The sequence below is a fragment of the Kitasatospora sp. NPDC018619 genome, assembly GCF_044391605.1.
In the GTDB taxonomy this organism is placed as follows: Bacteria; Actinomycetota; Actinomycetes; order Streptomycetales; family Streptomycetaceae; genus Kitasatospora.
Genome location: NZ_JBISAI010000016.1, coordinates 29458 through 52551 on the forward strand (window position 1 = coordinate 29458; position 23094 = coordinate 52551).

Annotated in this window: 20 protein-coding genes; 7 read left to right on the forward strand and 13 right to left on the reverse strand. The window is 73.8% G+C overall.

Annotated features, from left to right (window positions below; translation table 11 throughout):
* Positions 1–179 precede the first annotated feature (179 nt).
* The 3 genes from ACH5AR_RS24560 to ACH5AR_RS24570 all read right to left on the reverse strand — a co-directional run bounded on the left by ACH5AR_RS24560 (position 180) and on the right by ACH5AR_RS24570 (position 3748).
* Positions 180–938, reverse strand: coding sequence for a transglycosylase SLT domain-containing protein (locus tag ACH5AR_RS24560; RefSeq protein WP_396303648.1), 759 nt, complete (start codon positions 936–938; stop codon positions 180–182).
* Positions 939–1369: 431 nt separating this feature from the next.
* Entirely contained in the window at positions 1370–2704 is a 1335-nt protein-coding gene (locus ACH5AR_RS24565) for a PhoH family protein (protein WP_396303649.1), read from the reverse strand.
* Positions 2705–2953: 249 nt separating this feature from the next.
* The gene (locus ACH5AR_RS24570) at positions 2954–3748 is read right to left on the reverse strand and encodes an isoprenyl transferase (protein WP_396303650.1); all 795 of its coding nucleotides are present in this window, start codon (positions 3746–3748) and stop codon (positions 2954–2956) included.
* A 398-nt stretch (positions 3749–4146) separates the two neighbouring features.
* Between ACH5AR_RS24570 and ACH5AR_RS24575 the strand changes: the two genes are divergently transcribed.
* Positions 4147–5754, forward strand: a complete 1608-nt coding sequence (locus ACH5AR_RS24575) for a chitinase (RefSeq protein ID WP_396303651.1) — start codon at positions 4147–4149, stop codon at positions 5752–5754.
* Between the two features lie 249 nt (positions 5755–6003).
* On the opposite strand, the gene ACH5AR_RS24580 is transcribed toward ACH5AR_RS24575, so the two are convergent.
* A complete protein-coding gene (locus tag ACH5AR_RS24580; protein WP_396303652.1) occupies positions 6004–6723 on the reverse strand; it encodes a prepilin peptidase in 720 nt (239 codons plus the stop codon).
* A 269-nt stretch (positions 6724–6992) separates the two neighbouring features.
* Here ACH5AR_RS24580 and ACH5AR_RS24585 point away from each other — a divergent pair, with 269 nt between their 5' ends.
* The gene (locus ACH5AR_RS24585; protein WP_396303653.1) at positions 6993–8207 is read left to right on the forward strand and encodes a pyridoxal phosphate-dependent aminotransferase; all 1215 of its coding nucleotides are present in this window, start codon (positions 6993–6995) and stop codon (positions 8205–8207) included.
* 156 nt (positions 8208–8363) lie between these two features.
* Here ACH5AR_RS24585 and ACH5AR_RS24590 read toward each other — a convergent pair whose 3' ends face one another.
* Positions 8364–10190, reverse strand: a complete 1827-nt coding sequence (locus tag ACH5AR_RS24590) for a phosphoenolpyruvate carboxykinase (GTP) (protein WP_396303654.1) — start codon at positions 10188–10190, stop codon at positions 8364–8366.
* Positions 10191–10474: 284 nt separating this feature from the next.
* On the opposite strand from ACH5AR_RS24590, the gene ACH5AR_RS24595 reads away from it, so the two are divergent.
* Positions 10475–11149, forward strand: coding sequence for a hemolysin III family protein (locus ACH5AR_RS24595; protein WP_396303655.1), 675 nt, complete (start codon positions 10475–10477; stop codon positions 11147–11149).
* Here the strand turns inward: ACH5AR_RS24595 and ACH5AR_RS24600 are convergent.
* From ACH5AR_RS24600 to ACH5AR_RS24610, 3 genes are all read right to left on the reverse strand, one after another.
* Positions 11120–11794 carry a hypothetical protein gene (locus ACH5AR_RS24600; RefSeq protein ID WP_396303656.1) on the reverse strand — a complete coding sequence of 225 codons (675 nt, stop codon included), beginning with the start codon at positions 11792–11794 and terminating at the stop codon, positions 11120–11122. The genes ACH5AR_RS24595 and ACH5AR_RS24600 overlap by 30 nt on opposite strands.
* A gap of 282 nt (positions 11795–12076) precedes the next feature.
* On the reverse strand, positions 12077–13036 hold the full coding sequence (locus tag ACH5AR_RS24605; RefSeq protein WP_396303657.1) for a hypothetical protein: 960 nt from the start codon (positions 13034–13036) through the stop codon (positions 12077–12079).
* An 8-nt stretch (positions 13037–13044) separates the two neighbouring features.
* On the reverse strand, positions 13045–13788 hold the full coding sequence (locus tag ACH5AR_RS24610; protein WP_396303658.1) for a papain-like cysteine protease family protein: 744 nt from the start codon (positions 13786–13788) through the stop codon (positions 13045–13047).
* 284 nt (positions 13789–14072) lie between these two features.
* On the opposite strand from ACH5AR_RS24610, the gene ACH5AR_RS24615 reads away from it, so the two are divergent.
* On the forward strand, positions 14073–15005 hold the full coding sequence (locus ACH5AR_RS24615) for a hypothetical protein (RefSeq protein WP_396303777.1): 933 nt from the start codon (positions 14073–14075) through the stop codon (positions 15003–15005).
* Between the two features lie 105 nt (positions 15006–15110).
* Here ACH5AR_RS24615 and ACH5AR_RS24620 read toward each other — a convergent pair whose 3' ends face one another.
* Positions 15111–15977 carry a GNAT family N-acetyltransferase gene (locus ACH5AR_RS24620; protein WP_396303659.1) on the reverse strand — a complete coding sequence of 289 codons (867 nt, stop codon included), beginning with the start codon at positions 15975–15977 and terminating at the stop codon, positions 15111–15113.
* 70 nt (positions 15978–16047) lie between these two features.
* Complete coding sequence (locus ACH5AR_RS24625; RefSeq protein WP_396303660.1) at positions 16048–18114, reverse strand: thioredoxin domain-containing protein; 2067 nt, start codon at positions 18112–18114, stop codon at positions 16048–16050.
* A 269-nt stretch (positions 18115–18383) separates the two neighbouring features.
* Here ACH5AR_RS24625 and ACH5AR_RS24630 point away from each other — a divergent pair, with 269 nt between their 5' ends.
* Entirely contained in the window at positions 18384–19031 is a 648-nt protein-coding gene (locus ACH5AR_RS24630; RefSeq protein WP_396303661.1) for a response regulator, read from the forward strand.
* Here the strand turns inward: ACH5AR_RS24630 and ACH5AR_RS24635 are convergent.
* The 3 genes from ACH5AR_RS24635 to mca form a co-directional block, all read right to left on the reverse strand.
* Positions 18931–19962 (reverse strand): hypothetical protein, encoded by a 1032-nt coding sequence (locus ACH5AR_RS24635; protein ID WP_396303662.1) that lies wholly within the window; start codon positions 19960–19962, stop codon positions 18931–18933. The two genes, ACH5AR_RS24630 and ACH5AR_RS24635, sit on opposite strands and share 101 nt — an antisense overlap.
* A gap of 328 nt (positions 19963–20290) precedes the next feature.
* Positions 20291–20482, reverse strand: a complete 192-nt coding sequence (locus ACH5AR_RS24640; RefSeq protein ID WP_188297641.1) for a hypothetical protein — start codon at positions 20480–20482, stop codon at positions 20291–20293.
* A 49-nt stretch (positions 20483–20531) separates the two neighbouring features.
* The gene (gene mca, locus ACH5AR_RS24645) at positions 20532–21437 is read right to left on the reverse strand and encodes a mycothiol conjugate amidase Mca (RefSeq protein ID WP_396303663.1); all 906 of its coding nucleotides are present in this window, start codon (positions 21435–21437) and stop codon (positions 20532–20534) included.
* Between the two features lie 242 nt (positions 21438–21679).
* Between mca and ACH5AR_RS24650 the strand changes: the two genes are divergently transcribed.
* Both ACH5AR_RS24650 and greA read left to right on the forward strand, forming a co-directional pair.
* Positions 21680–22093 carry a DUF4307 domain-containing protein gene (locus tag ACH5AR_RS24650; RefSeq protein ID WP_396303664.1) on the forward strand — a complete coding sequence of 138 codons (414 nt, stop codon included), beginning with the start codon at positions 21680–21682 and terminating at the stop codon, positions 22091–22093.
* A gap of 404 nt (positions 22094–22497) precedes the next feature.
* Positions 22498–22998 carry a transcription elongation factor GreA gene (gene greA, locus ACH5AR_RS24655; protein WP_030286600.1) on the forward strand — a complete coding sequence of 167 codons (501 nt, stop codon included), beginning with the start codon at positions 22498–22500 and terminating at the stop codon, positions 22996–22998.
* The last annotated feature ends 96 nt before the right edge of the window (positions 22999–23094 follow it).

Consider the following 23094-nt stretch of genomic DNA (forward strand, 5'->3'; position numbering starts at 1 on the left):
CCCCTTCCCGCGCCCCGCGTCCGCAACCGGGGCCGCACCGCCCGAGGGGCGCACTGGTCAGCGCAGCCCGGGCGGCGCGGCCCGCCCCCGCCGCCCGCGCGCGGCGCCGGGCCCGGAACGCGCACGGCCCCCGGTGCCCGTCCGGGGAGGACGGGCACCGGGGGCCGTGCGGACACGTCTCAGTACCAGTTGTGGGCCTGCCAGAACGACCACGCGCCGCAGGGGCTGCCGTAGCGGGAGTTCATGTAGCCGAGGCCCCACTTGATCTGGGTCGCCGGGTTGGTGCGCCAGTCGGCACCGGCCGAGGCCATCTTGGTGCCGGGCAGCGCCTGCACCAGGCCGTACGCGCCGGAGCTCTTGTTGGTCGCGGTGTAGTCCCAGCCGCTCTCGCGCTTCACGATCTGGCTGAAGCACTGGAACTGCGCGTCGTTGCCGACGATCTGCCGGGCGAGGTCCTGGACCGAGCCGGGGCTGACCGAGACGGCCGGCGCGCTGTCGTCCACCGCGGCCATCGCGGACCGCGACTTGGAGCGGTTCGCGGCGGCCTCGTCGGCCTTGCGCTTGTCGTCCGCGGCCTTGGCGGCCTTGTCCGCGTCGGCCTTGGCCTGGGCGTCGGCCTTGGCCTGGGCATCCGCGGCGGCCTGCTGGCGCGCGGCCTCCTCGGCGGCCTTCTGCTCCGCGGCGGCCTTGGCGGCGGCTTCGGCGGAGGCCTGCTGGGCGGATGCCTGCTGGCCGATGTTGTCACTGATGGTCTGCGCCTGGGCGCCAGAGGGGACTTCGGCAAGCAGGGTCGCGCCGGCGACGTCGACCGTCTGCGTGGTCTTGCCCTCGCTGCCCGAGGCCATGCCGACGACGGCACCGACAGCGGTGACGGCGGTGGCGGAGGCCACAGCAACTCCCCGGACCGAGATCCGAGTCACATGGATTCCTTCCAGCATCGCCCACGCGTGACCGTACGGGCGCAACATGCCCCTTGGCACGGACCTCCGCACGGTGCTCTGGTCACGGGAGGTGCTGGCCCGGCGTCCGGCCGAGGTGAGGCGACCGGTCGTTGGAATTCGGGCGGCGTACGGCTCAACGGTCTTCAATTGTGCGTCCACCGACCGGAGTTGGCGGACCTTCCGGGGCCTGACCCCCGGAGCCGGGAGCCCTGCCGCGCCGTACGCGGGGCCTGACAGAACCCTCACCATGCCGCACCGGGCAGTGTCGACGCAATTCCCACCCGCGTGGCGCATGTCACATCCCCCGTCCGACAGTTCCCGGGACAGAAGGCGCGGGACGCGGGAAAACGGGCGGGGCCCGCTCCGTCAGGAACGGGCCCCTGGCCATGGGTTGACCGTATTGTCCGACTATGCCCCTCGGGGGCGGATCACGGGTGGATGTCCTCCAACATCTCCGTGACCAGCGCCGCGATCGGCGAACGCTCCGAGCGGGTGAGCGTGATGTGGGCGAAGAGCGGATGGCCCTTCAGCTTCTCCACCACCGCCACCACCCCGTCGTAGCGGCCCACCCGGAGGTTGTCCCGCTGCGCCACGTCGTGGGTGAGCACCACCCGCGAGCCCTGGCCGATCCGGGACAGCACCGTCAGCAGGACGTTCCGCTCCAGCGACTGCGCCTCGTCCACGATCACGAAGGCGTCGTGCAGCGAGCGCCCCCGGATGTGGGTCAGCGGCAGCACCTCCAGCATCCCGCGGGAGATGACCTCCTCGATCACGTCCGGGGTGGTGACGGCGGACAGCGTGTCGAAGACCGCCTGCGCCCAGGGGCCCATCTTCTCCGCCTCGGAGCCCGGCAGGTAGCCCAGCTCCTGCCCGCCGACCGCGTACAGCGGCCGGAAGACCATCACCTTGCGGTGCTGCCTCCGCTCCAGCACCGCCTCCAGCCCCGCGCACAGTGCCAGCGCCGACTTGCCCGTCCCGGCCCGGCCGCCCATCGAGACGATCCCGATCTCCTGGTCGAGCAGCAGGTCCAGCGCCACCCGCTGCTCGGCACTGCGCCCGCGCAGCCCGAACGCCTCGCGCTCGCCGCGCACCAGCCGCACCCGGCCGTCGCCGGTGACCCGGCCGAGCGCGCGGCCGCGCTCCGAGGTCAGCACCAGTCCGGTGTGGACGGGCAGCTCGGCGGCCCCGTCGACGTCCACCCCGGCCTCGTGGCCGCCCGAGAAGAGCGCGTCCACCTGGTCGGCCGGGACGTGCAGCTCGGTCATGCCCGTCCAGCCCGAGGTGATCGCCAGCTCGGCCCGGTACTCCTCGGCGAGCAGGCCCACCGAACTGGCCTTGATCCGCAGCGGCAGGTCCTTGGACACGACGGTGACGTCGTAGCCCTCGGCCTGGAGGTTGCGGGCGACCGCGAGGATCCGGGTGTCCGCCTCGCCGCCGCCGGCCCGGTAGCCGGCCGGCAGTATCGACACGTCGGAGTGGTTGAGCTCGACCCTGATGGTGCCGCCGAGCTCGCCGACCGGGATCGGCTCGTCGAGCCGGCCGTGCCGGATGCGGTAGTCGTCCAGCAGCCGCAGCGCCTGACGGGCGAAGTAGCCCAGCTCCGGGTGGTGCCGCTTGGCCTCCAGCTCGGTGACGACCACCACCGGGAGGACGACCTCGTGCTCCTCGAAGCGGGTCATGGCGAGCGGGTCCGCCAGCAGCACGCTGGTGTCGAGAACGTACGTGCGCCGGTCTGGTGTCCGGCGGCTCTTGGAACTGACCACTAGGCCTCCAGAGCGGATGACCCTGCGTCACCCGCGGCAAGCCGGCCCCCGCTGCCCCGGTGGCCTCGGGGCCGGACTGACTCGAGTATTCCCAGGCGGGGAGCGGTGCATTCGCGCCCCCGGCGAACTGACGGATCATTGCCGGTGAACGTTTGGCCTCGCGCGGGCGCCGGGTACGCCAGGCCTACGGCGGTCACTTCCCCCGGACGGCCGCACCCGTCCGCCTGCTCCGGGCGGGGCGCCCCGGGGTTACAGCCCCAGGCGGCGGTGGCGCTGCTCGTACGCGCGCAGCGCGCGCAGGAAGTCGACCTTGCGGAAGGCCGGCCAGTACGCCTCGCAGAAGTAGAACTCGCTGTGCGCGCTCTGCCAGAGCAGGAAACCGGACAGCCGCTGCTCGCCCGAGGTACGGATGATCAGGTCCGGGTCGGGCTGGTTGCGGGTGTACAGGTGCTCGGCGATGTGTTCGACGGTCAGGACCTCGGCCAGCTCCTCGATCGAGGTGCCGCGCCCGGCCTGCTCCTGGAGCAGCGAGCGGACGGCGTCGGCGATCTCGTGGCGGCCGCCGTAGCCGACCGCGACGTTGACCGTTATCCCGTCGATGTCGGCGGTCCGCTCGGCGGCCCGCTTGAGCACGTCGGCGGTGTGCTGCGGCAGCAGGTCCAGCGCGCCCACCGGGTGGATCCGCCAGCGGCGGGCGGCGGCCAGGCCGGTGACGGCGTCCTCGATGATGCCGAGCAGCGGGACGAGCTCGTCGGCCGGGCGGTCCAGGTTGTCGGTGGAGAGCATCCACAGGGTGACGACCTTGACGTGGGTCTCGTCGCACCAGCCGAGGAACTCGCTGATCTTGTCGGCGCCGCGCTGGTGGCCGTACGCGGTGGAGCCGCCGGCCGCCTTGGCCCAGCGGCGGTTGCCGTCCAGGATCACGCCGATGTGGCGCGGGGTGCTCTCCAGGTGGACCTCGACCCGGCGGCCGTAGAGCCCGTACATCCCGCCGAGCAGGGTGCGCAGTCCCGGCGTCCTCTCGACGACATCGCGCAGACCCATGTTTCCCGGCCCCTCCGTACTCGTTGCAACTGGTGCGTCACCGCCCCGGCGCAGCCTACTCCGGCCCGGAGGTGCACGGTAAAGCCCCAGGTAGCGGTCTGGTCACGGTCCTGTACGAAGTCCGTCCCGACGGGCGTGTCGGGGGCCCTGCGGACGGGTGGCGGGGCCGCCGCACGGCCCCCGGGGCGCGGACACGGAACGGTCTCCGAATCCTTAACGGAACCGTAAGCCGTCCGTCCGATGCTTGACGACCAGCAATGGTCTAGTCCAGCTTTTGATCCGGGACGGAACGATCCACCCGCTCCGCCCCGCAGGCTCACCCGGACCTCCCCTCCCCCACACGCGGCCGCCGCGCCCCCCACCGCGGCGGCCGCTCCTCCCCCAGGAGCGTCACCCCCATGGCCCGTACGCTGAACCAGCCCGCGCACAAGCGCCGGCGCAGCCCCCTCCCGGCCGTCGCGGCCGGTGCCACCGCCCTCGCCCTGGCCGGCGGCGGCCTCGCCCTCTTCGCCGGCGGCGCCAGCGCGGCGGTCGGCAACCTGGTCACCAACGGCGGCTTCGACGGCGGGCTCGGAGGCTGGGTCTGCGCCGGCGCCGCGACCACGGTGTCCTCCCCGGTCCACTCCGGCACCGGCGCGCTCCAGGCCACCCCGAGCGCCGGCGACACCGCCGAGTGCACCCAGACCGTCAGCGTGCTGCCCAACACCAGCTACACGCTGAGCGCGTGGGTCCAGGGCCCGTACGTCTACCTCGGTGCGCGCGGCACCGGCGGCACCGACCCGTCCGCCTGGTCGAACCAGAACGGCTGGAACCAGCTGTCCACCACCTTCACCACCGGGGCGAACGCCACCAGCGTCACCGTCTACCTGCACGGCTGGTACGGCCAGAGCGCCTACCTCGCCGACGACGTCGCGCTGGTGGGCCCCGGCGGCACCGGCACCCCGTCGCCGACCGCGACGCCCACTCAGACGCCGACCGCCACCGCCTCCCCCACGGCCACCGCGACGCCCACCGCCACCGCGACGCCCACCCGGACGCCGACGGCGACCGCGACCCCCACCCCGACCCCCACCGCCACGCCGACCAGCACCAACCCGCCGGCCACCGGCCTGCCCGCCCACGCCGTCACCGGCTACTGGCAGAACTTCGACAACAACTCGACCGTGCAGCGGCTGGGCGACGTCCAGAGCGCGTACGACATCATCGCGGTGTCCTTCGCCGACGCCGTGCCGACCAAGACCGGCGCGATCAGCTTCACCCTGGACCCGGGCCTGTCCAAGGCGCTCGGCGGCTACACCGACGCCCAGTTCCGCGCCGACCTCAAGGCCAAGCAGGCGGCCGGCAAGAAGGTCGTCCTCTCCATCGGCGGCCAGAACGGCGCGATCACCGTCGGGGACGCCACCGCCGGCGCCAACTTCGTCAACAGCGCCTACGCGATCATCAAGGACTACGGCTTCGACGGCATCGACGTCGACCTGGAGAACGGCGTCCAGGCCGGTCCGCTCGGCGACGCGCTGCACGCCCTCCAGGCCAAGGTCGGCCCGGGCTTCGTCCTCACCATGGCCCCCGAGACCATCGGGATGTACAACACCTCCGGCGCCTACTTCCAGCTGGCGCTGAAGACCAAGGACATCCTCACCGTCGTCAACACCCAGTTCTACAACTCGGGTGGCATGAACGGCTGCGACGGCAAGGTCTACACCCAGGGCACCATCGACTTCATCACCTCGCAGGTCTGCACCCAGATCCAGGGCGGCCTGCGGCCCGACCAGGTGGGCATCGGCGTCCCGGCCTCCACCAGGGCGGCCGGCGGCGGCTACGTCTCGCCGACGGTGGTGAACAACGCGCTGGACTGCCTGGCCACCGGGAACAACTGCGGCAGCTTCGTGCCGCCGGCCAAGTGGCCGACCATCCGCGGCGCGATGACCTGGTCGACCAACTGGGACGCCAACAACGGCAACGCGTTCTCCAACACGGTCGGCCCGTTCGTCCACCGGATGCCGTAGCCGCGGACGGCTGAGGCCGCATCCGCCAGAAGCCCAACTCCCCCGGCGCGCCGCTCCTTGAGGGTGGGGCCTGCGCGTCGGCGGCGGGGCCCGTCGCACCGTCCGGTGCGACGGGCCCTTCCGTCTGCCGTCCCCTCTTACAGGACTTGCAGGGGCCCGGGCTTCTCGCGGGGCCCGGGCTTCTTGTGGGGCCCGGGCTTCTCGCGGGCGCTCGGACTTCCTGTGGGGGCTCGGGCTTCCTGCGGGGGCTCAGCGCGCCAGGACCGCGGTGAGCGCGCCCAGCAGCAGGAACGGGCCGACCGGCAGGTCGAGTCCGCGCACCGGGCGGCGCCGGACCAGCGCCGCGCCGGCCCGCAGGGTGCCCCACAGCCCGGCGAGCACCATCGCCGCGAACAGCCCGCCGAGCGCCACCGACCAGCCGAACCAGCCGAGCAGCCCGCCCAGGGCCAGTCCGAGCGGGGAGTCCCCCGGGCCCAACGCCCCGAGCCAGACCGCCAGTTCGAGCGCACCCCCGACCACGAGCGCGGCGAGCAGGCAGCGCAGCAGCGCCCCCGCGTCCCGCTCGACCAGCCCCGCCACCAGCAGCAGCCCGGCCACCCCGCCGAGCAGCGGCACGGTCAGCGGGTACGGCAGCCGGCGCACCCGCGCGTCGACGAAGCCGAGCACCACGCCGAGCGCCGCCGCCCAGGCCAGCGCCGCCGTCACCACCACCGGGCGGCCCGCCGCGTACGCCACCGCGACGGCGGCCGCCACCGCGACCGCCTCCACCGTCCAGGGGCCGGCGCCCAGCCGCTCCCGGCAGCCCGGGCAGCGCCCGGTCGGCGGCAGCAGCCCCACCGCCCGCCCGCAGGACGGACAGCCGACGCACCAGGGCTCGCCCTCCGGCACCGCGAACCGGGCGATCCGCCCGCGCAGCGGCGGAGCCGCCAGAAGACCGACCAGCACCGCCGCGACCACGACCGCCACCACCGGCGCACCCCCTCCTCGACCGACGCGACCGACGCGCCCCCGACGCGACCGGCTCCATCCTCCCGCGCCGGGCGTGTGCCGTCCGTCTCGTTCCATCCGGCAGCGCGACGACGCTCCTCGCATACGGGAGCATTCCGGACACCCGACCGCCGGTTCGGAAGGCCGCCCGCTACCCCCGCCTGCCGATCCAAGGGGACGCTCCGGGGCCTCGGAAGCACCCCCGCGGAGACCCGCCGCACGCCCCCTCCGTACCCCTAAAGTAGGCGGACATGCAGGTCATCCAGTCCAGCAAGCTCGCCCATGTCTGCTACGACATCCGCGGCCCGGTCCTCGACGAGGCGATGCGGCTGGAGGAACAGGGCCACCGCATCCTCAAGCTCAACACCGGCAACCCGGCCGCCTTCGGATTCGAGGCGCCTCCGGAGATCCTCCAGGACGTCCTGCGCAACCTCGCCACCGCGCACGGCTACGGCGACTCCAAGGGGTTGCTCGCCGCCCGCCGCGCGGTGGTGATGCACTACGAGGACCGCGGGCTGCACGGCCTCTCCGTCGACGACGTCTTCCTCGGCAACGGCGTCTCCGAACTGATCCAGCTGGCCATGACCGCGCTGCTGGACGACGGCGACGAGGTGCTCGTCCCGGCCCCGGACTACCCGCTGTGGACCGCCTCGGTCTCGCTGGCCGGCGGCACCGCCGTGCACTACCGCTGCGACGAGCAGTCCGAGTGGTACCCGGACCTCGCCGACATCGAGGCCAAGGTCACCGACCGGACCAGGGCCATCGTGGTGATCAACCCGAACAACCCCACCGGCGCGGTCTACCCCCGCGAGGTGCTGGAGGGCATCACGGAGATCGCCCGCCGGCACGACCTGGTGGTCTACGCGGACGAGATCTACGACAAGATCCTCTACGACGGCGTCGAGCACGTCCCGCTGGCCACCCTGGCCCCGGACCTCTTCTGCGTCACCTTCAACGGACTGTCCAAGGCGTACCGGGTCGCGGGCTTCCGCTCCGGCTGGATGGTGCTGTCCGGCGACCGGCAGCGGGCCCGCAGCTACATCGAGGGCCTGACGGTGCTCGCCTCGATGCGGCTGTGCGCCAACATGCCCGCGCAGCACGCGGTGGCCGCCGCGCTCGGCGGGCGGCAGTCGATCCGCGACCTGGTGCTGCCCGGCGGGCGGCTGCACGCCTCGCGCGACGCGGCCCACGAGCTGCTCAACCGGATCCCGGGGGTCAGCTGCGTCAAGCCCAAGGGCGCGCTGTACGCCTTCCCCCGGCTCGACCCCAAGGTCCACAAGATCAGGGACGACGCCCGGATGGTGCTCGACCTGCTGCGCTCGCAGCGCATCCTGCTGGTCCAGGGCACCGGCTTCAACTGGCCCGAGCCGGACCACTTCCGGCTGGTCACGCTGCCCCGGGCGGAGGAGATCACCGACGCGGTGACCCGGATCGGCGACTTCCTCGGCGGTTACGTCCAGCCGTAGCCGGGACGCTCGGGAGAACACTACGGCCGGAGCCCCGCCCCGGGCGATCTCCTTGGTCGGGGGAAGATCGCCCGGCGGAACTCCGGCCGTCCTGTCGCTCGGCGGGGCGCGCGGTTCGTGCCGCGCGCCCGCCTCTGTCCCGGTTGAGGCTCAGGCTCAGCCGAGGCGCGCGACGAGGTTCCGGTACTCGTCCCACAGCTCCTTCGGGGTGTGGTCGCCGAAGGTCTCCAGGTGGGCCGGCACGAGCGCGGCCTCCTGGCGCCAGATGTCGGCGTCCACGGTGAAGAGCAGGTCGAGGTCCTCCTTGGACAGGTCCAGGCCGTCGAGGTCGAAGCCCTCGACGGTCGGCAGCACGCCGATCGGGGTCTCGACGCCCTCGCCGGTCCCCTCCAGGCGCTCGACGACCCACTTGAGCACACGGCTGTTCTCGCCGTAGCCGGGCCAGACGAACTTGCCCTCGGCGTCCTTGCGGAACCAGTTGACGTAGTAGATCTTCGGCAGCTTGGCGGCGTCCGCCTGGGCCCCGACCTTCAGCCAGTGGGCGAAGTAGTCGCCCATGTTGTAGCCGCAGAACGGCAGCATCGCGAACGGGTCGCGGCGCAGCTCGCCGACGGTGCCCTCGGCGGCGGCGGTCTTCTCGGAGGCGATGTTGGCACCCAGGAAGACGCCGTGCTGCCAGTCGAAGGACTCGGTCACCAGCGGGACGGCGGTGGCACGGCGGCCACCGAACAGGATCGCCGAGATCGGCACGCCCGCCGGGTCCTCCCACTCCGGGGCGATGGTCGGGCACTGCGCGGCCGGGACGGCGAAGCGGGCGTTCGGGTGCGCGGCCGGGGTGCCCGACTCGGGGGTCCAGTCGTTGCCGCGCCAGTCGACGAGGTGCGCCGGGGGCTCCTCGGTGAGGCCCTCCCACCACACGTCGCCGTCGTCGGTGAGGGCGACGTTGGTGAAGACGGTGTTGCCCCAGAGGGTGTCGATGGCGTTGGCGTTGGTGTCCACGCCGGTGCCGGGGGCGACGCCGAAGAAGCCGGCCTCGGGGTTGATCGCGTGGAGGCGGCCGTCGGCGCCGAAGCGCATCCAGGCGATGTCGTCGCCGATCGTCTCGACCTTCCAGCCCGGGACGGTCGGCTGGAGCATGGCCAGGTTGGTCTTGCCGCAGGCCGAGGGGAAGGCGGCGGCGACGTACTTGGACTCGCCGTTCGGCGGGGTGAGCTTCAGGATGAGCATGTGCTCGGCCAGCCAGCCCTCGTCGCGGGCCATGGTCGAGGCGATGCGCAGCGCGTAGCACTTCTTGCCGAGCAGGGCGTTGCCGCCGTAGCCCGAGCCGTAGGACCAGATCTCCCTGGTCTCCGGGAAGTGCGAGATGTACTTGGTGCTGTTGCACGGCCACGGCACGTCCGCCTGGCCCTCGGCCAGCGGGGCGCCGACGGTGTGCACGGCCCGGACGAAGTCACCGTCCTCGCCGAGCTGGTCCAGCACGGCCTGGCCCATGCGGGTCATCACGCGCATGGAGACGGCGACGTAGGCGGAGTCGGTGATCTCGACGCCGTACGCGGCCAGCGGGGAGCCGACCGGGCCCATCGAGAAGGGCACGACGTACATCGTGCGGCCCTTCATCGCGCCGCGGAACAGCCCCTGCTCGCCCTGGAAGACGGCCCGCATCTCGGCGGGGGCCTTCCAGTGGTTGGTCGGTCCGGCGTCCTTCTCCTGCTCGGAGCAGATGAAGGTGCGGTCCTCCACCCGCGCCACGTCGGACGGGTCCGAGGCGGCGTAGTAGGAGTTGGGGCGCTTCTCCTCGTTGAGCTTCTTGAAGGTGCCCTGAGCCACCAGCAGGTCCGCGAGACGCTGGTACTCCTCGTCGGAACCGTCGCACCACTCGATACGGTCCGGCTGGGTGAGCTCGGCGATCTCGCTCACCCAAGCGAGCAGCTGCTTGTGGCGGGTGGGCGCGGATGCGCTGAGAGCAGAGATCTCGTACGACACGATCGCTCCGTTTCACGCCATCTCGGCGAGGAGACGGCGTCGCGGGGGTCTGAGGGTTCTTGCAGCGTAGCTCCGCACTCAAGGCCCGAACGCGGCGAAGCGTCGAAATTGACGCAGCCTTTACTCCAGCCAGTATGATTACTGGCGAGTAACTCGCCGGGCGAGTCCATGACGGAGTGTGCGGGGCCACACTCCAAATACTCCAAAACGTCCAACAGTGACGATCACCACTTCCTACGCGGCAGTAACCTACGGAGCCGTAGGTAGCGGGTAGCATGCTGCGCATGACTGCTGCTGCGCTCGCGGAGAGTGCACTCACGGAGAACAAGCCGAAGTGGCGCGGCTGGCTGCACGCCGGGATGTTCCCCGCCACGGTGGCCGCCGGCATCGTGCTGATCTGCCTGGCCGACTCCACGCCCGCCAAGATCGCGTGTGCGGTCTACTCGGTCAGCGCGTGGCTGCTGTTCGGGGTCAGCGCGGTGTACCACCGCTTCGACTGGGGCCCGCGCGGGGACGCCGTGCTGCGCCGGCTGGACCACGCGAACATCTTCCTGATCATCGCGGGCACCTACACGCCGTTCACCATGCTGCTGCTCAAGGGCGCCGCCCAGCAGGTGCTGCTCTGGGCGGTCTGGGGCGGCGCGCTGGCCGGGATCGCGTTCCGGGTGTTCTGGGTCGGCGCGCCGCGCTGGCTGTACACACCGGTGTACATCGCGCTGGGCTGGGCCGCCGCCTTCTTCCTGCCGGACTTCCTGCGCACCGGCGGGGTCGCCGTCCTGGTCCTGATGATCGTCGGCGGGGTGCTCTACAGCATCGGCGGCGTGGTGTACGGGCTCAAGCGGCCCAACCCCTCACCGCGCTGGTTCGGGTTCCACGAGGTGTTCCACGCCCTCACCCTCGGGGCGTTCATCGTCCAGTACGTCGGCGTCTCACTGGTGGCGTACAGCACGGCCGGCTGAGCCCGGCGCACCCCGGCGGGCGGTCGAACGGTCCACGGGCCGGGCGGCCGCCCGCTCCGCCGTCCAGGGCCGCTCGTACGGGGCCCGGAGCTGCGGGCGGCGCGGGTAGGCCGGGTGGTCGCCCCCGCCGGACTCCGGCTGCGGGCCGGGTTCCTGCAGCAGCCCGTGGGCGTGGTGCTGCTCGCCGTGCCCGGGTTGCTGGTCGCCGTGCCCGGGGTGGTGGGGCGCGGACGACGGCCGGTACGACCCGCCCGACGAGCCGGGAGCCGGGGCCGGGAGCGCGCCGACACCGGGCCGGCGCCGCTCGAAACCGGGCCACCTCGCCCCGGCCTCGCCCCACCGCGCCCCGCCGGCCCGGGCCTGCCGGGCGTCCAGCGCCTCGCGGGCCCGGCGGCAGCGCTCGCAGTGTGCCGCGTCCGGAATGCCGCGGCGCGGACGGTGCCGGACCGCGGCCGGCCCGCCGTGCAGCGCGCGCCAGCGGCGGGCGACGTAGACCATGAGCAGCAGGGTCTCGGCCCCGGCGACCCCCAGGACCAGCAGGGCGCCGTTGATCAGATAGGCCGCGACCACGGCCAGCGCCGAGCCCACCACCACCGCCGCGCCCCACACCTGGGCGCCCATCTGCCTGTCGTCCGCGTCGGCCACTTCGGTCCCCTTTCCCGGTGCCGGGCTCGTGGTCGGCTCCCGCCGCCCCACCTCTTCTCCGCTCTCGGCACGCGTCGGCCAGCACTGACCGATTGCCACATCGTATCTACCGACAGTCATGGCCTACCGCCTCAGGGCGGCGAACGCCAGATCAACGTTGCGTCAATTCCTTGTGCGGAAGCAGCACTTCCAGGACACATCACGGAGCGTAGCCAAAACGAGGTGCCCGGCCGGGAAACCCCGGCCGGGCACCTGCGTGGCCCCTCTCGGCCCCGCCCGCCGTCAGCCCCGGCGGACGGCCGCCCTGCGCCGCACCGCGGCGCCCGCGCCCACCAGGGCGGTGGCGCCCAGGGCGGCGACCGCCGTCACGGCCGGCAGCACCGAGCCGCCGCCCCCGGGCCGCGCCTCGGCCGCGAGCTCCGGCGCCGCCGCGCGGTCCGGCGCGGCCACGGACTGCGACGCCGGGCCGGACTGCGAGGCCGGGCCGGACTGCGTCGCCGCCCCGGACTGGTGCGCGGCGTCCACCTCGTAGCCGCCGCCCTCGCCCGCCCGGTCGTACGCCGAACCGGGCAGCTTGTCGCCGTACCGCTGGTGCACCAGCTGCTGGTACGCGGCCAGCGTCACCCCGCCCGCGCCCACCGAGCGCCGGGCCTCGTCGTCCAGCGGCAGCACCCGGCCGTCGCGCACCACGTACCAGGCGTTGACCTGCGGCTCGCGGAACGCGGTACCGCCGCCGCTGCCCGCCGCCTTCGCCGCGTAGTCGCTCTCGTCACCGCCCGAGGCGATGTTGACCACCCGCCAGCCGCCGTCCTGCCGGACGGTCCAGACCGAGGCGCTCTGCCCGTCCGCCGCGACCACCTTGCTGGCGGTGAACTGCGCCGTCGCCACCGGTGCCCCGGGGGTGCCGGCCACGAAGCCCGGGTCGAGGAGGTACACCGGGACGGTGTCGCCGACCAGCCGCGGCGCGGCCGCGCTCGCCGCCCTGGCCTCCTCGGCGGCGCCGATGGTCAGCTGCTGCGTCGGCGGGACGCCCTTGCGGGCGAAGAAGTGGCCGACCCTGTCGAGGACGGCCGGGTCCTGGACCGCCCCGCGGGCCCCCGCCAGCTCGGCGGCGGGCACCGGCGCCGGAGCGGACGGGGAGTCCGCGTGCGCGGCCGGGGCGAGCGCCAGCGCGAGGCCGGCGGCGAACAGGACGGTGGCGGTGGTGGTGGCGGCCCGACGGCGGCCCGTGGTCTCGGTCATGGTCGCCCTCACGCGCCGATCCGGTACAGGGAGTGGGTCCAGGAGAACGTGCCGTTGTTCACGTAGTACCCGTAGTCCGCCCAGTTGTAGCGGTAGTTGGAGGGCCACGGGTCGCCCCAGTAGACCCAGTTGCTGCCGGTGTCGTAGCCGTAGAGGACGTGCATGTGGCCGCCGCCGGAACTCCACTGGATGCGCGTCTCGATCGGGCGGTCGGCGTTCACCTCGGACTGCACGGTGCCGTAGTTCAGGTACCCGTTGACGTACGAGCCCGGGCTGATGCCGATCCGGCTCAGCCCGTTCTGCACGTCGCCCAGCGTGGCCTGGCTGTTGGGGCAGCTGGAGTTGGCGGAGCGGCCGAACGCGGCGTTGCAGAACTGGTTCTGGCTGTAGTTGTAGCCGAACCAGGTGGCGATGGTGTTCCCGCTCGCCGCCCAGCACCAGTTGGTCTGCTGTTGCTGCTGCATGGTGATGTTGAGCTTCTTGTACGAGCCGGCCAGGTCGGCCGTGCTGCCGGGCGCGGCGGCCTGGCGGACCTGGTGCGCGGCCCGGTCCTGGGCCTGCGGCTGCGACTGGGGCTGGTCCTGGACCCGGGGTTCGTAGGCGCGGGGCTCGCCCTGGGCCTGGTACCGGGCCGGCTGCCCGGCCGGGGCGGCGACCGCGGGCGCGGCGACCGCGGCGGTGAGCGCCGGGCCCAGCACGCCGAGGGCGAGCAGCGAGACCGCGCGGCGCAGCCGTATCCGTGGAACTGGCATGGCGGTGGTGCCTCCTTGCGCGAGTGGAGCGAAGTGCTGTGGGGGGCGCGGTCCGGATCGCGGGCCCCGAGCATCGCGCCTCGTCAGGGACAGGTCAACAGCTCCCGGAGAGGCCCGCGCCGGGGTGTGAACGCGCGGACGCGGCTGTGAACGGCGCCCGGGGAACCCCCGCGCAGCAGGCCAGGACCGGTGACAAACCACCGCACCGATGTGAATATTCACGGTCACACCCCGGTCCGCCCGGAGCCGCCCCGCGCCGGTCCGCCCGCCCCCAGGAGGCCGCCATCCACAAGAGCGACCCAGCCGACCTCGCCGCCGCCCTGCGCACCGGCCCCTTCCACCTCGCCCTGCGCACCGCGATCTCCGCCCGGGGCCTCGCCCTGCACCGCATCCGCCGCCACCTCGCGCTGCGCGGCGTCACCGTCGGCCTCACCAGCCTCAGCTACTGGCAGCAGGGGCGCCGCCGCCCCGAACGCGCCGAGTCACTGCGCGCCGTCGCCGCCCTGGAGGAGGTCCTCGACCTGCCCGAGCACTCCCTCACCCGGCTGCTCGGCCCCCGCCGTGCGGCCGGCCCCGCCCCCGCCGGCCCGCCCGTCCGCCCCTACCGCGACCTCATCTCCCCGGCCGTCGCCGTCGACGGCCTGCTGGCCACCCTCGCCGGCCCGCGCGACACCGGGCTGCACACCATCACCCACATCGAACGCATCCGGGTCGGCCCCGACCGCCAGCTCATCCGCCGCGACTCCCAGCACGCCCTGCGCGCCCACCGCGACGGCATCGACCGCTACCTCGCCCTCTACCAGGGCGACCCGGGCAGCGACATCACCCGCGTGGGCGTCCGCGCCGAGGAGAACTGCCGCCCCGGCCGTGTCCGCCGCGATCAGGCCCACCACCTGCTGGCCGCCGAACTCCTCCTCGACCGCCGCCTGCGCGCCGGGGACACCCACCTGCTCGGCTACGGCTTCGACGACGCGCCCTCCCCCGACCCCAGCTGCGAGTACGTCCGCGGCTTCAACTCCGGCGCCGGCCAGTACGTCCTCCAGGTCACCTTCCACCCCGCCGCCCTTCCCGTCCGCTGCCACCGCTTCGCCCTCCACTCCCCCGGCGCCGCCCCGTACGAGACCGAGGAGCTCACCCTCGACGGGCACCACTGCGTCCACCTGGTGGCGACGGCGCTGCGGCCGTGCCTGCTGGGGATCCGGTGGGACTGGGAGTGAGGGGGGTGCGGGGGTGAGGGGGTGCGGGGGCGCGGGGGGGGTGCTCAGGGACGCCTCGACGAACGGAGCGGCTTGCCCTCCCACCACCACCGCACCCCTCCGCCCCTACCGCGGCCGGTGGAAGTCCATGATCAGCGAGTCCTCCACCGGCAGGTAGCCGATCTGCTGGTAGATGGAGTTGCTGGTGGGGTTGGCGAGGTCGGTGTAGAGCAGGACCTCGGTGGCGCCGCGGGCGAGGAGGTGGGCCGAGGCGGCGGCGGTGACGGCGGTGCCGTAACCGCGGCCGCGGCTTGCGGCGGGGGTGTAGACCGGGCCGATGCGGGCCATGCCGGCCAGGATCGGGCTGCTGCCGGCCAGGGCGACCGGCCGGCCCTCGCCGTCCTCCCACAGGTGCAGCCCGCCGACGGCCGTCCGCTCGTCCACCGCGCGCGGGACATCGGGGAGTTCCACCCCGGCCTCGGCCAGGAACTCCCCGTACCAGCGGACCGCCAGGTCGCGGTCGGCCGGTTCGGCGAGTCGGTGGCGGCCTGCGGGCGGGCGCGGCGGGGCCGTCAACTCGCCGAGCCGGTAGAGCCGTTCGTCGCGGCGGACGGACTGTTCGGCGCCGGTGGCCGCCGTCCAGGCGGCGGCGAAGGCGCGGACCGCCTCGGCACCGCCGCCGACCCCGGTCACCGTGGTGAAGGCGCTCCCGGCGGCGGCCAGGGCGGTCGCCAGCCCGGCGGCCGCGACCGGCGGCATGGCGGAGAGCCGGGGGACGAACGGCGGCGTCCGGAGGAACGCCCCCGCGACCGCAGCGCCGTCCCCGGCCCGCCACCAGCCGAAGACCGGCGGCTCGCCGAACACCGTCAGGCCGGAACGGGCCAGCCGGTGCGCGATGGTGAGCAGGACGGTGTTCTCGGCGGGGCGGGCGGCCAGGAAGGCCCCCGCCTGGTCGCGGAACTCGTCGAGGGAGGTGCTGAAGGTCCAGGCCATGGCCCATGGTGGCCCGGCCCCGGGAGGCTCGCCAACGCTTTTCCGCCCCGCCGGGCGGGCGGTGCACCCGCTACTCGACGGTCACGCCCAGCTTCTCCGCCAGTACCGCCGGGTCGGTGGTCGGGGCGTCGCAGGCGAAGTGCCGGCAGACGTACGCCGCGGGCGCCCCGCCGACCAGCGGCCGGTCGGCCAGCAGCGGCACCTCGGGCTCCCCGGCCGCCTCCGGCTCCCCGGGCTGCCTGGGCGCGCCGACCGCGACCACCGCTCCCGGCGCCGTCCCGAGCAGCGCGGCCCGTCGCAGCGCCGCGGTGGCCGGGTCGCCGTCCGGGCCGACGACGGCGATCTCGCGCGGCCCGTCGAGCAGCGCCTCGGCGACGGCGAGCCCCCAGCCGATGAACCGCGGCGCCCGGCCGGCGAGCGCGCCGACCACGCCGAGGGCGCGCTCGGCGGCCGTGCGGTGCCGGTCGGAGCCGGTGTACGCGGCGTAGCCGAGCAGGGCGCCGGCAGCGGCCGTCCAGCCGGACGGGGTGGCGTTGTCGGTCGGGTCCTGCGGGCGGCGGATCAGCTCCTCGGCGTCGTCCGCGGTGTCGTAGAGCGCGCCGGAGGCCTCGTCGGTGAAGTGCTTGAGCACGGTGTCGAGCAGGCCGCCCGCCAGCTGGAGCCAGGAGGCCTCGCCGGTGACGGCGAACAGCGCGAGGAAGCCCTCGGCGGTGTCCGCGTAGTCCTCCAGCACGCCGGCGTTGGCCCCGGGCCGGCCGTCCCGGGAGGTGCGCAGCAGCCGGCCGTCGGGGGTGAGGTGGACGGCGAGCAGCAGGTCGGCGGCGCGTTCGGCGGCCTCGACCAGGTCGGGGCGGTCCAGCAGCGCGCCGGTCTCGGCGAGCGCGGCGATGGCCAGACCGTTCCAGGCGGCGACCACCTTGTCGTCCCGGGCCGGGGCGGGGCGGGCCGTGCGGGCCTCGGCCATCCGCGCCCGGATCGCCTCGTACTCGGCGAAGTCCTCCGGATCGGCGAGGAGTTGGAGCACCGAGGTGCCGTGCTCGAAGGTGCCCTCGGCGGTGACGGTGAACAGCCGGGCGGCGGTGGCCGCGTCGGCGGGGCCGAGCAGGTCGACCAGCTGGCCCGGCTCCCACACGTAGTAGGCGCCCTCGGCCGTCTGCCCGGTCTCCTCGTCCAGGCTGTCGGCGTCCAGCGCGGACGCGAACGCGCCCTCGGGCGTGCGGAGGTCGCGCAGCAGGAAGTCGGCGGTGGACAGCGCGACCCGGCGGGCCAGCTCCGAGCCGGTGGAGCGCCACAGGTGCAGGTAGACGCGCAGCAGCAGGGCGTTGTCGTACAGCATCTTCTCGAAGTGCGGCACCACCCAGCCGGCGTCCACCGCGTACCGGGCGAAGCCGCCGGCGAGCTGGTCGTGGATGCCGCCGCGGGCCATCGCCTCACCGGTGCGGACGGCCATCTCCAGGGCCGCCTCCGAGCCGGTCCGGGCGTGGTGGCGCAGCAGGAACTCCAGCACCATGGCCGGCGGGAACTTGGGCGCGCCACCGAAGCCGCCGCGGCTCTGGTCGAAGTCCCGGCTGAGCGTCACCAGCGCCTGGTGCAGGTCGGCCTCGCCGGGCGGGTTGTGGGCGCCGGCCGAGTACACGGCGGCCCGCTCGGCCAGCTCGGCCCGGATCCGCCCGGCGACCTCCCCGACCTCCTGCCGCCGCTCCCGCCAGGCGGCGTCCACGCCCTCCAGCACCTGCCGGAAGGACGGCATCCCGTGCCTGGGCTGGGGCGGGAAGTAGGTGCCGAAGTAGAACGGCTCCTTGTCGGGGGTGAGGAACACCGTCATCGGCCACCCGCCCTGCCCCGTCGCGGCCTGCACCGCCTCCATGTACACCGCGTCGACGTCCGGCCGCTCCTCCCGGTCCACCTTCACCGCGACGAACCGCTCGTTGACGTACTCGGCGAGCCCGGCGTCCTCGAAGCTCTCGTGCGCCATCACATGACACCAGTGGCACGCCGCATACCCGACGCTCAGCAGCACCGGCACCCCCCGCCGCCGCGCCTCCTCGAACGCCTCGGGGCTCCACTCCCACCAGTCCACCGGGTTGTCGGCATGCTGCTGGAGGTAGGGGGACGTGGCGCGGGCCAAGCGGTTCATAGCGGCATCGTCGCACGATCCGGACCGTCCGGCCCAGCTCCCGGGGCCGAACCGGGAGTGCCGCTCCACGCCGGAGGCGGCCGGTCGGCGTACGGGCGGGGCGCCGACCGCGGTGTCGCGGCCGGAGGCCGGTGGACGGTGGGGCGGGGTGAATTGTGGTTCCTACCGGAACTTTCGGGAGCGGCGGCGGGCTGTTCCGACCGGAACCGTTCCGGGGGAGTTCCGGGCTCGGGCCGGGGGCCTGCGCGGGTGCGTGCGATCATGACGCCATGAAGACGCGTGTCGTGATCGCCGACGACCAGGCAGGCGTCCGCCAGGGGTTTCGCCACATCCTGTCGGCGCAGCCCGACATGGAGGTCGTGGCGGAGGCCGCGAACGGGCTGGCCGCGCTGGAGACCGTCCGGGCGCTGCAGCCCGACGTGCTGCTGGTCGACATCCGGATGCCGGAGCTGGACGGGCTGGAGGTCACCCGCCGGCTGGCCGAGACGGCGCCGGAGGTGAAGGTCGTGGTGGTGACCACCTTCGACCTCGACGAGTACGTGCACGCCGCGCTGCGCAACGGGGCCAGCGGCTTCCTGCTCAAGCAGGCGGGGCCGACGCTGCTGACCGAGGCCGTGCGGTCCGCGGTCGTCGGCGACTCGTTGATCAGCCCGCGGATCACCACCCGTCTGCTGCACCACTTCACCGGCCGGGGCCGGGCGGACCGCGCCCTCGCCGAGCCGCTGACCAGCCGCGAGAAGGAAGTCGCCGTCCTGGTCGCCGAGGGGCTGACCAACGCCGACATCGGCGCCGAGCTGTTCATCTCACCGAGCACCGTCAAGTCCCATCTGGGCAATCTCCAGCGCAAGTTGAGGGCTCGCAACCGGGTCGGCATCGCCGCCTGGGCCTGGGAATCGGGCCTGGCCGGGCGCGGCTGATCCGGCCCTCCCCGCCCGACGGGACCCCGCCGCACAGCAGCGCCCGCCCCAGGGCCGTGGCGGTGTGCAGCACGCCCGCGCCGCAGGGCCGGGTGTCGATCAGCCCGGCCGCCCTCAGCACGGCGGCGTGCCGGCCGACCTCCGGAGCGGCCACGCCGAGCCGGCCCGCCAGCTCCGCGGTGGTGCAGCCGTCCAGCGCGGCGTGCAGCAGCGCGGCCTTGCCCGGGCCGAACAGGGCGACCAGGGCGGCCGGGGGCACCCAGCTGCCGGGGCTCGCGGGCTCCGCCACCGGGGCGCCCACCGGCACGGGCAGCGCCAGCCGGTCGGGCCGCATCGCGAAGAGCAGCGTCGGGGCCTCCTCCGGATCCCCGCACCGGGGCCGGAGCAGCACCCCGGCGCCCTGCACGAAGAGCGACGGCACCAGCCGCAACCCCCGCCCGCCGGGGGTGAGTTCGACGTCGTGGTCGGAGGGGAGCTCCAGCACCGGGGTCGACCAGCGGATCCGCGGGTGCAGCGTGCCGAGCAGCGCCTCCACCCCGCCGCGGCCGGCGATCTGCCGACGGACGTCCCGCTCCGCCTCCAGCCGTGCCCGGGCCTCCGCCCAGCAGGGCCGCACGACCACCCGGTGGAACTCGCGGACCGCCGCGGCGACGTCGGCCCGCCGCACCGCCGACTCGGCGCCACGGCCGGAGGGCACGATCCGCCCGTTCCCCCAGACCCGCAGGACGTCCCCGGACCCGCCGTCGGGCCCCGCGAGGCGCCGCAGCCGCTCGGCCAGCACCGGCTGCCGCGCCAGCTGCCCGCGCACGGCCCGCTGCCAGGGGCGGAACCGCTCCCCGCCGCTGCGCCAGGCCTCCAGCGCCAGCGCCGCCTCCGTCTCCTGGTCGGCGCTGTCGGCAATGCGGACCCGAGTCAGATCCTCGGCGGACATGGCAACGCGAATCACAGGCCGAACCCCCACCCGGGATTCTTCGGTCGTGACGGCTCAGGGGAACCCCGCGCCCTGATCGCCGCACCGACATCCTTGCCCGCGGACAAGGCGCGTCGCCATCGGCCGATCGGCCCATTTGATCGTTCGAGGCACCGGTCCGGCCCGATCCGACCGCCGCCGGATGTGCCGAACGGCCTGGACGGACCGGTCGGCAGGCGCGAAACAGCCGCCGGGCCGACCACCGGGCCGACCGGCGAGTCAGCCCCGCGGCGCCGTCGAAGGCCCGCCCCCCGTCGAAGGCCGGCCCCACCGGGGGCCGGCCGACGGCTCACTCCTTCGGGGCCTCCGGCTCCTCGACGAAGTCGACCTTCTTGAACTGCCGGTTCATCGACTTGGCCAGGAACCAGGTCGCGACGCCCAGGGCGGCGAAGACGACGAAGCCGAGGAGGCCGGGGGTGACCTTGGCGTCGTCGACGGCGAGGTCAGCGGCGAGGTGGACGAGGTTCACGGAGGCACTCATATCTCTATGGTGGCCCGGCTCACGGGGAGCCGGGCCGTCGGGGGGTGGTTCAGTCGCGCGTGTCGGCGGCCTCGGCCACCAGGGTGGGGGTGCGCAGGCCGGCGAACAGGTCGTCCTCCGGCAGGTCCACGTCGACCAGGGTACGGGCGAGCTCGTAGTCCTCGGTGGGCCAGACCTCGCGCTGGACCTCCAGCGGGACGCGGAACCACGGGCCGTCCGGGTCGATCTGGGTCGCGTGGGCGATCAGCGCGCGGTCGCGGGTCTCGAACCAGTCGCCGCAGCGGACCCGGGTGGTGATCTCGCGCTCCTTGCGGCCGCTCTTCTCCCAGCCCGCGATCCACTCGCCGTACGGCGACTCGTGGCCGTGCTCGGTGAGGTACTCGTGCAGGGCCCGGATGCGGCCCATCGGGAAGCCGTGGTTGTAGTACAGCTTGAGCGGCTGCCAGGGCTCGCCGGCCTCCGGGTAGGCGTCCGGGTCGCCGGCGGCGTCGAAGGCCAGCATGGTGATCTTGTGGGTCATGATGTGGTCCGGGTGCGGGTAGCCGCCGTTCTCGTCGTAGGTCGTGATGACCTGCGGCCTGAACTCGCGGATCAGCCGGACCAGCGGCTCCGCCGCCTCCTTGACGTCCTGGAGCGCGAAGCAGCCCTCGGGCAGCGGGGGCAGCGGGTCCCCCTCGGGCAGGCCGGAGTCCACGAAGCCCAGCCAGGCCTGCTTGACGCCGAGGATCGCCCGCGCCTCGTCCATCTCCTTGCGGCGCACCTCGTGGATGTTCTCCTCGATGTACGGGTCCCCCTGGAGCTTGGGGTTGAGGACCGACCCGCGCTCGCCCCCCGTGCAGGTGGCCACCAGCACGTCCACGCCCTGCTCGACGTACATGGCCATGGTGGCCGCGCCCTTGCTGGACTCGTCGTCCGGGTGGGCGTGCACCGCCATCAGTCGCAACTGCTCAGTCAACGCCTTGCGTTCCTTCCACAATCGTCGGGCGTTCCGCGAAGCCGGGTCTGCCCACCGTTCGAACCGCTCACTGGGGGACCGCGTCGCCGCGGGGCCGGCCGCTGAACGTCGACGACGCGGCCGAGCCCTGCCCCCGCCGGACCGGCCGCGGGCGTGCCCCTCCTATAGTGACGGACTGGAGGAGCGTCGCATTCCCCCCGCACCACCCCGCGCGGCCCCTCCCCAGGAGAGGACGGAGTCCGATGAGTGCAGACACCACCGCCCCCGCTCTGCCCGAGGGGCGCTACGGGCGCGGCGGCGACCGCGACTCGGACCGCCGCCTGAAGGTGGTCGGCGCGGTCTGCGGGGTGCTCGGCCTGGGCCTGATCGCCTGGCTGGGCGGCTCCTACCTGCTGCGCGAGACGAAGATCAACGGCTCGGTGCCGACCTTCCAGGTGCTCTCCGACTCCGAGGTCCAGCTGCACCTCACCGTGCGCAAGAGCAACGGGCAGGCCGGCACCTGCACGGTCCGCTCGCAGGGCGAGGACCACGGGGTGGTCGGGGTGGCCGACTTCCCCGTCCCGGCGGCCGGCTCCAGCTATGACGCGGTGGTCACCCTGCGCACCGCCTCCCGCGGCACCACCGCCGAGCTGCTGGGCTGCACCCCGGCCAAGTGAGCCGCCGCGGGACACGCGGGCACGGCACAAGCGGGCACGGCACGGACGGGCTCAGCACAGCAGGCACCGCGGAGCGCGGAGGGCGCCGCACAGCGCGCTCCCCGGGCGGCGCGCGCCCCGAGCGGCCCACCCGCCCCCGCTAGCGCGCATATTCGATCCGGAGAGCGGGCATCCGTAGAGGGTCCCGCACTCCGTTGCCGTACACCCCGGCGTAACGCCGCCGTCAACGGGGCGCAAACGCCCCTCCCGCTTGTCAGCGGGACTTGTTAGGCTCGTGGTTTCGCCCCTTCCGCACCGGATGGTACGGGAGCGGGCGTTGCTTTGTAGTTGAGACCGATATCACCACCGACCCCTGCTGACGACTCACACCCTCAGCACAGCCCCAGCACCTACGAGGAGCACCCGTGACCCAGACCAGTGAGAACGTGACCTGGCTCACTCAGGCCGGCTACGACCAGCTCAAGGCCGAGCTGGACCACCTGACCGGGCCCTGGCGCATCGAGATCGCCCAGAAGATCGAGGCGGCGCGCGAGGAGGGGGACCTCAAGGAGAACGCCGGCTACCACGCGGCGAAGGAGGAGCAGGGCAAGTACGAGCTGCGCATCCGCCAGCTGACCCAGCTGCTGGAGCGCGCCAAGGTCGGCGAGGCCCCGGCCGACTCCGGCGTGGTGGCTCCCGGCATGGTCGTCACGGTCGCCTTCGACGGCGACGAGGACGACCTCATGGAGTTCCTGCTCGCCTCCCGCGAGGTCGCGGGCGCCGACGACCTGGACGTCTACTCGCCGCAGTCCCCGCTGGGCCGCGCGATCGACGGCAAGAAGATCGGCGACGAGGCCACCTACGAGCTGCCGAACGGCAAGCCGGCCATGGTGAAGATCGTCAAGGTCGTGCCGCACGCCGGCTGATCCGGCCGCACGACACGCGCGGCGGGTCGCACGACACGGCGGGCGCACGCACGCACCGCGCCGCGAGGGCGGCCGCGGAGGTCCCTGACCTCCGCG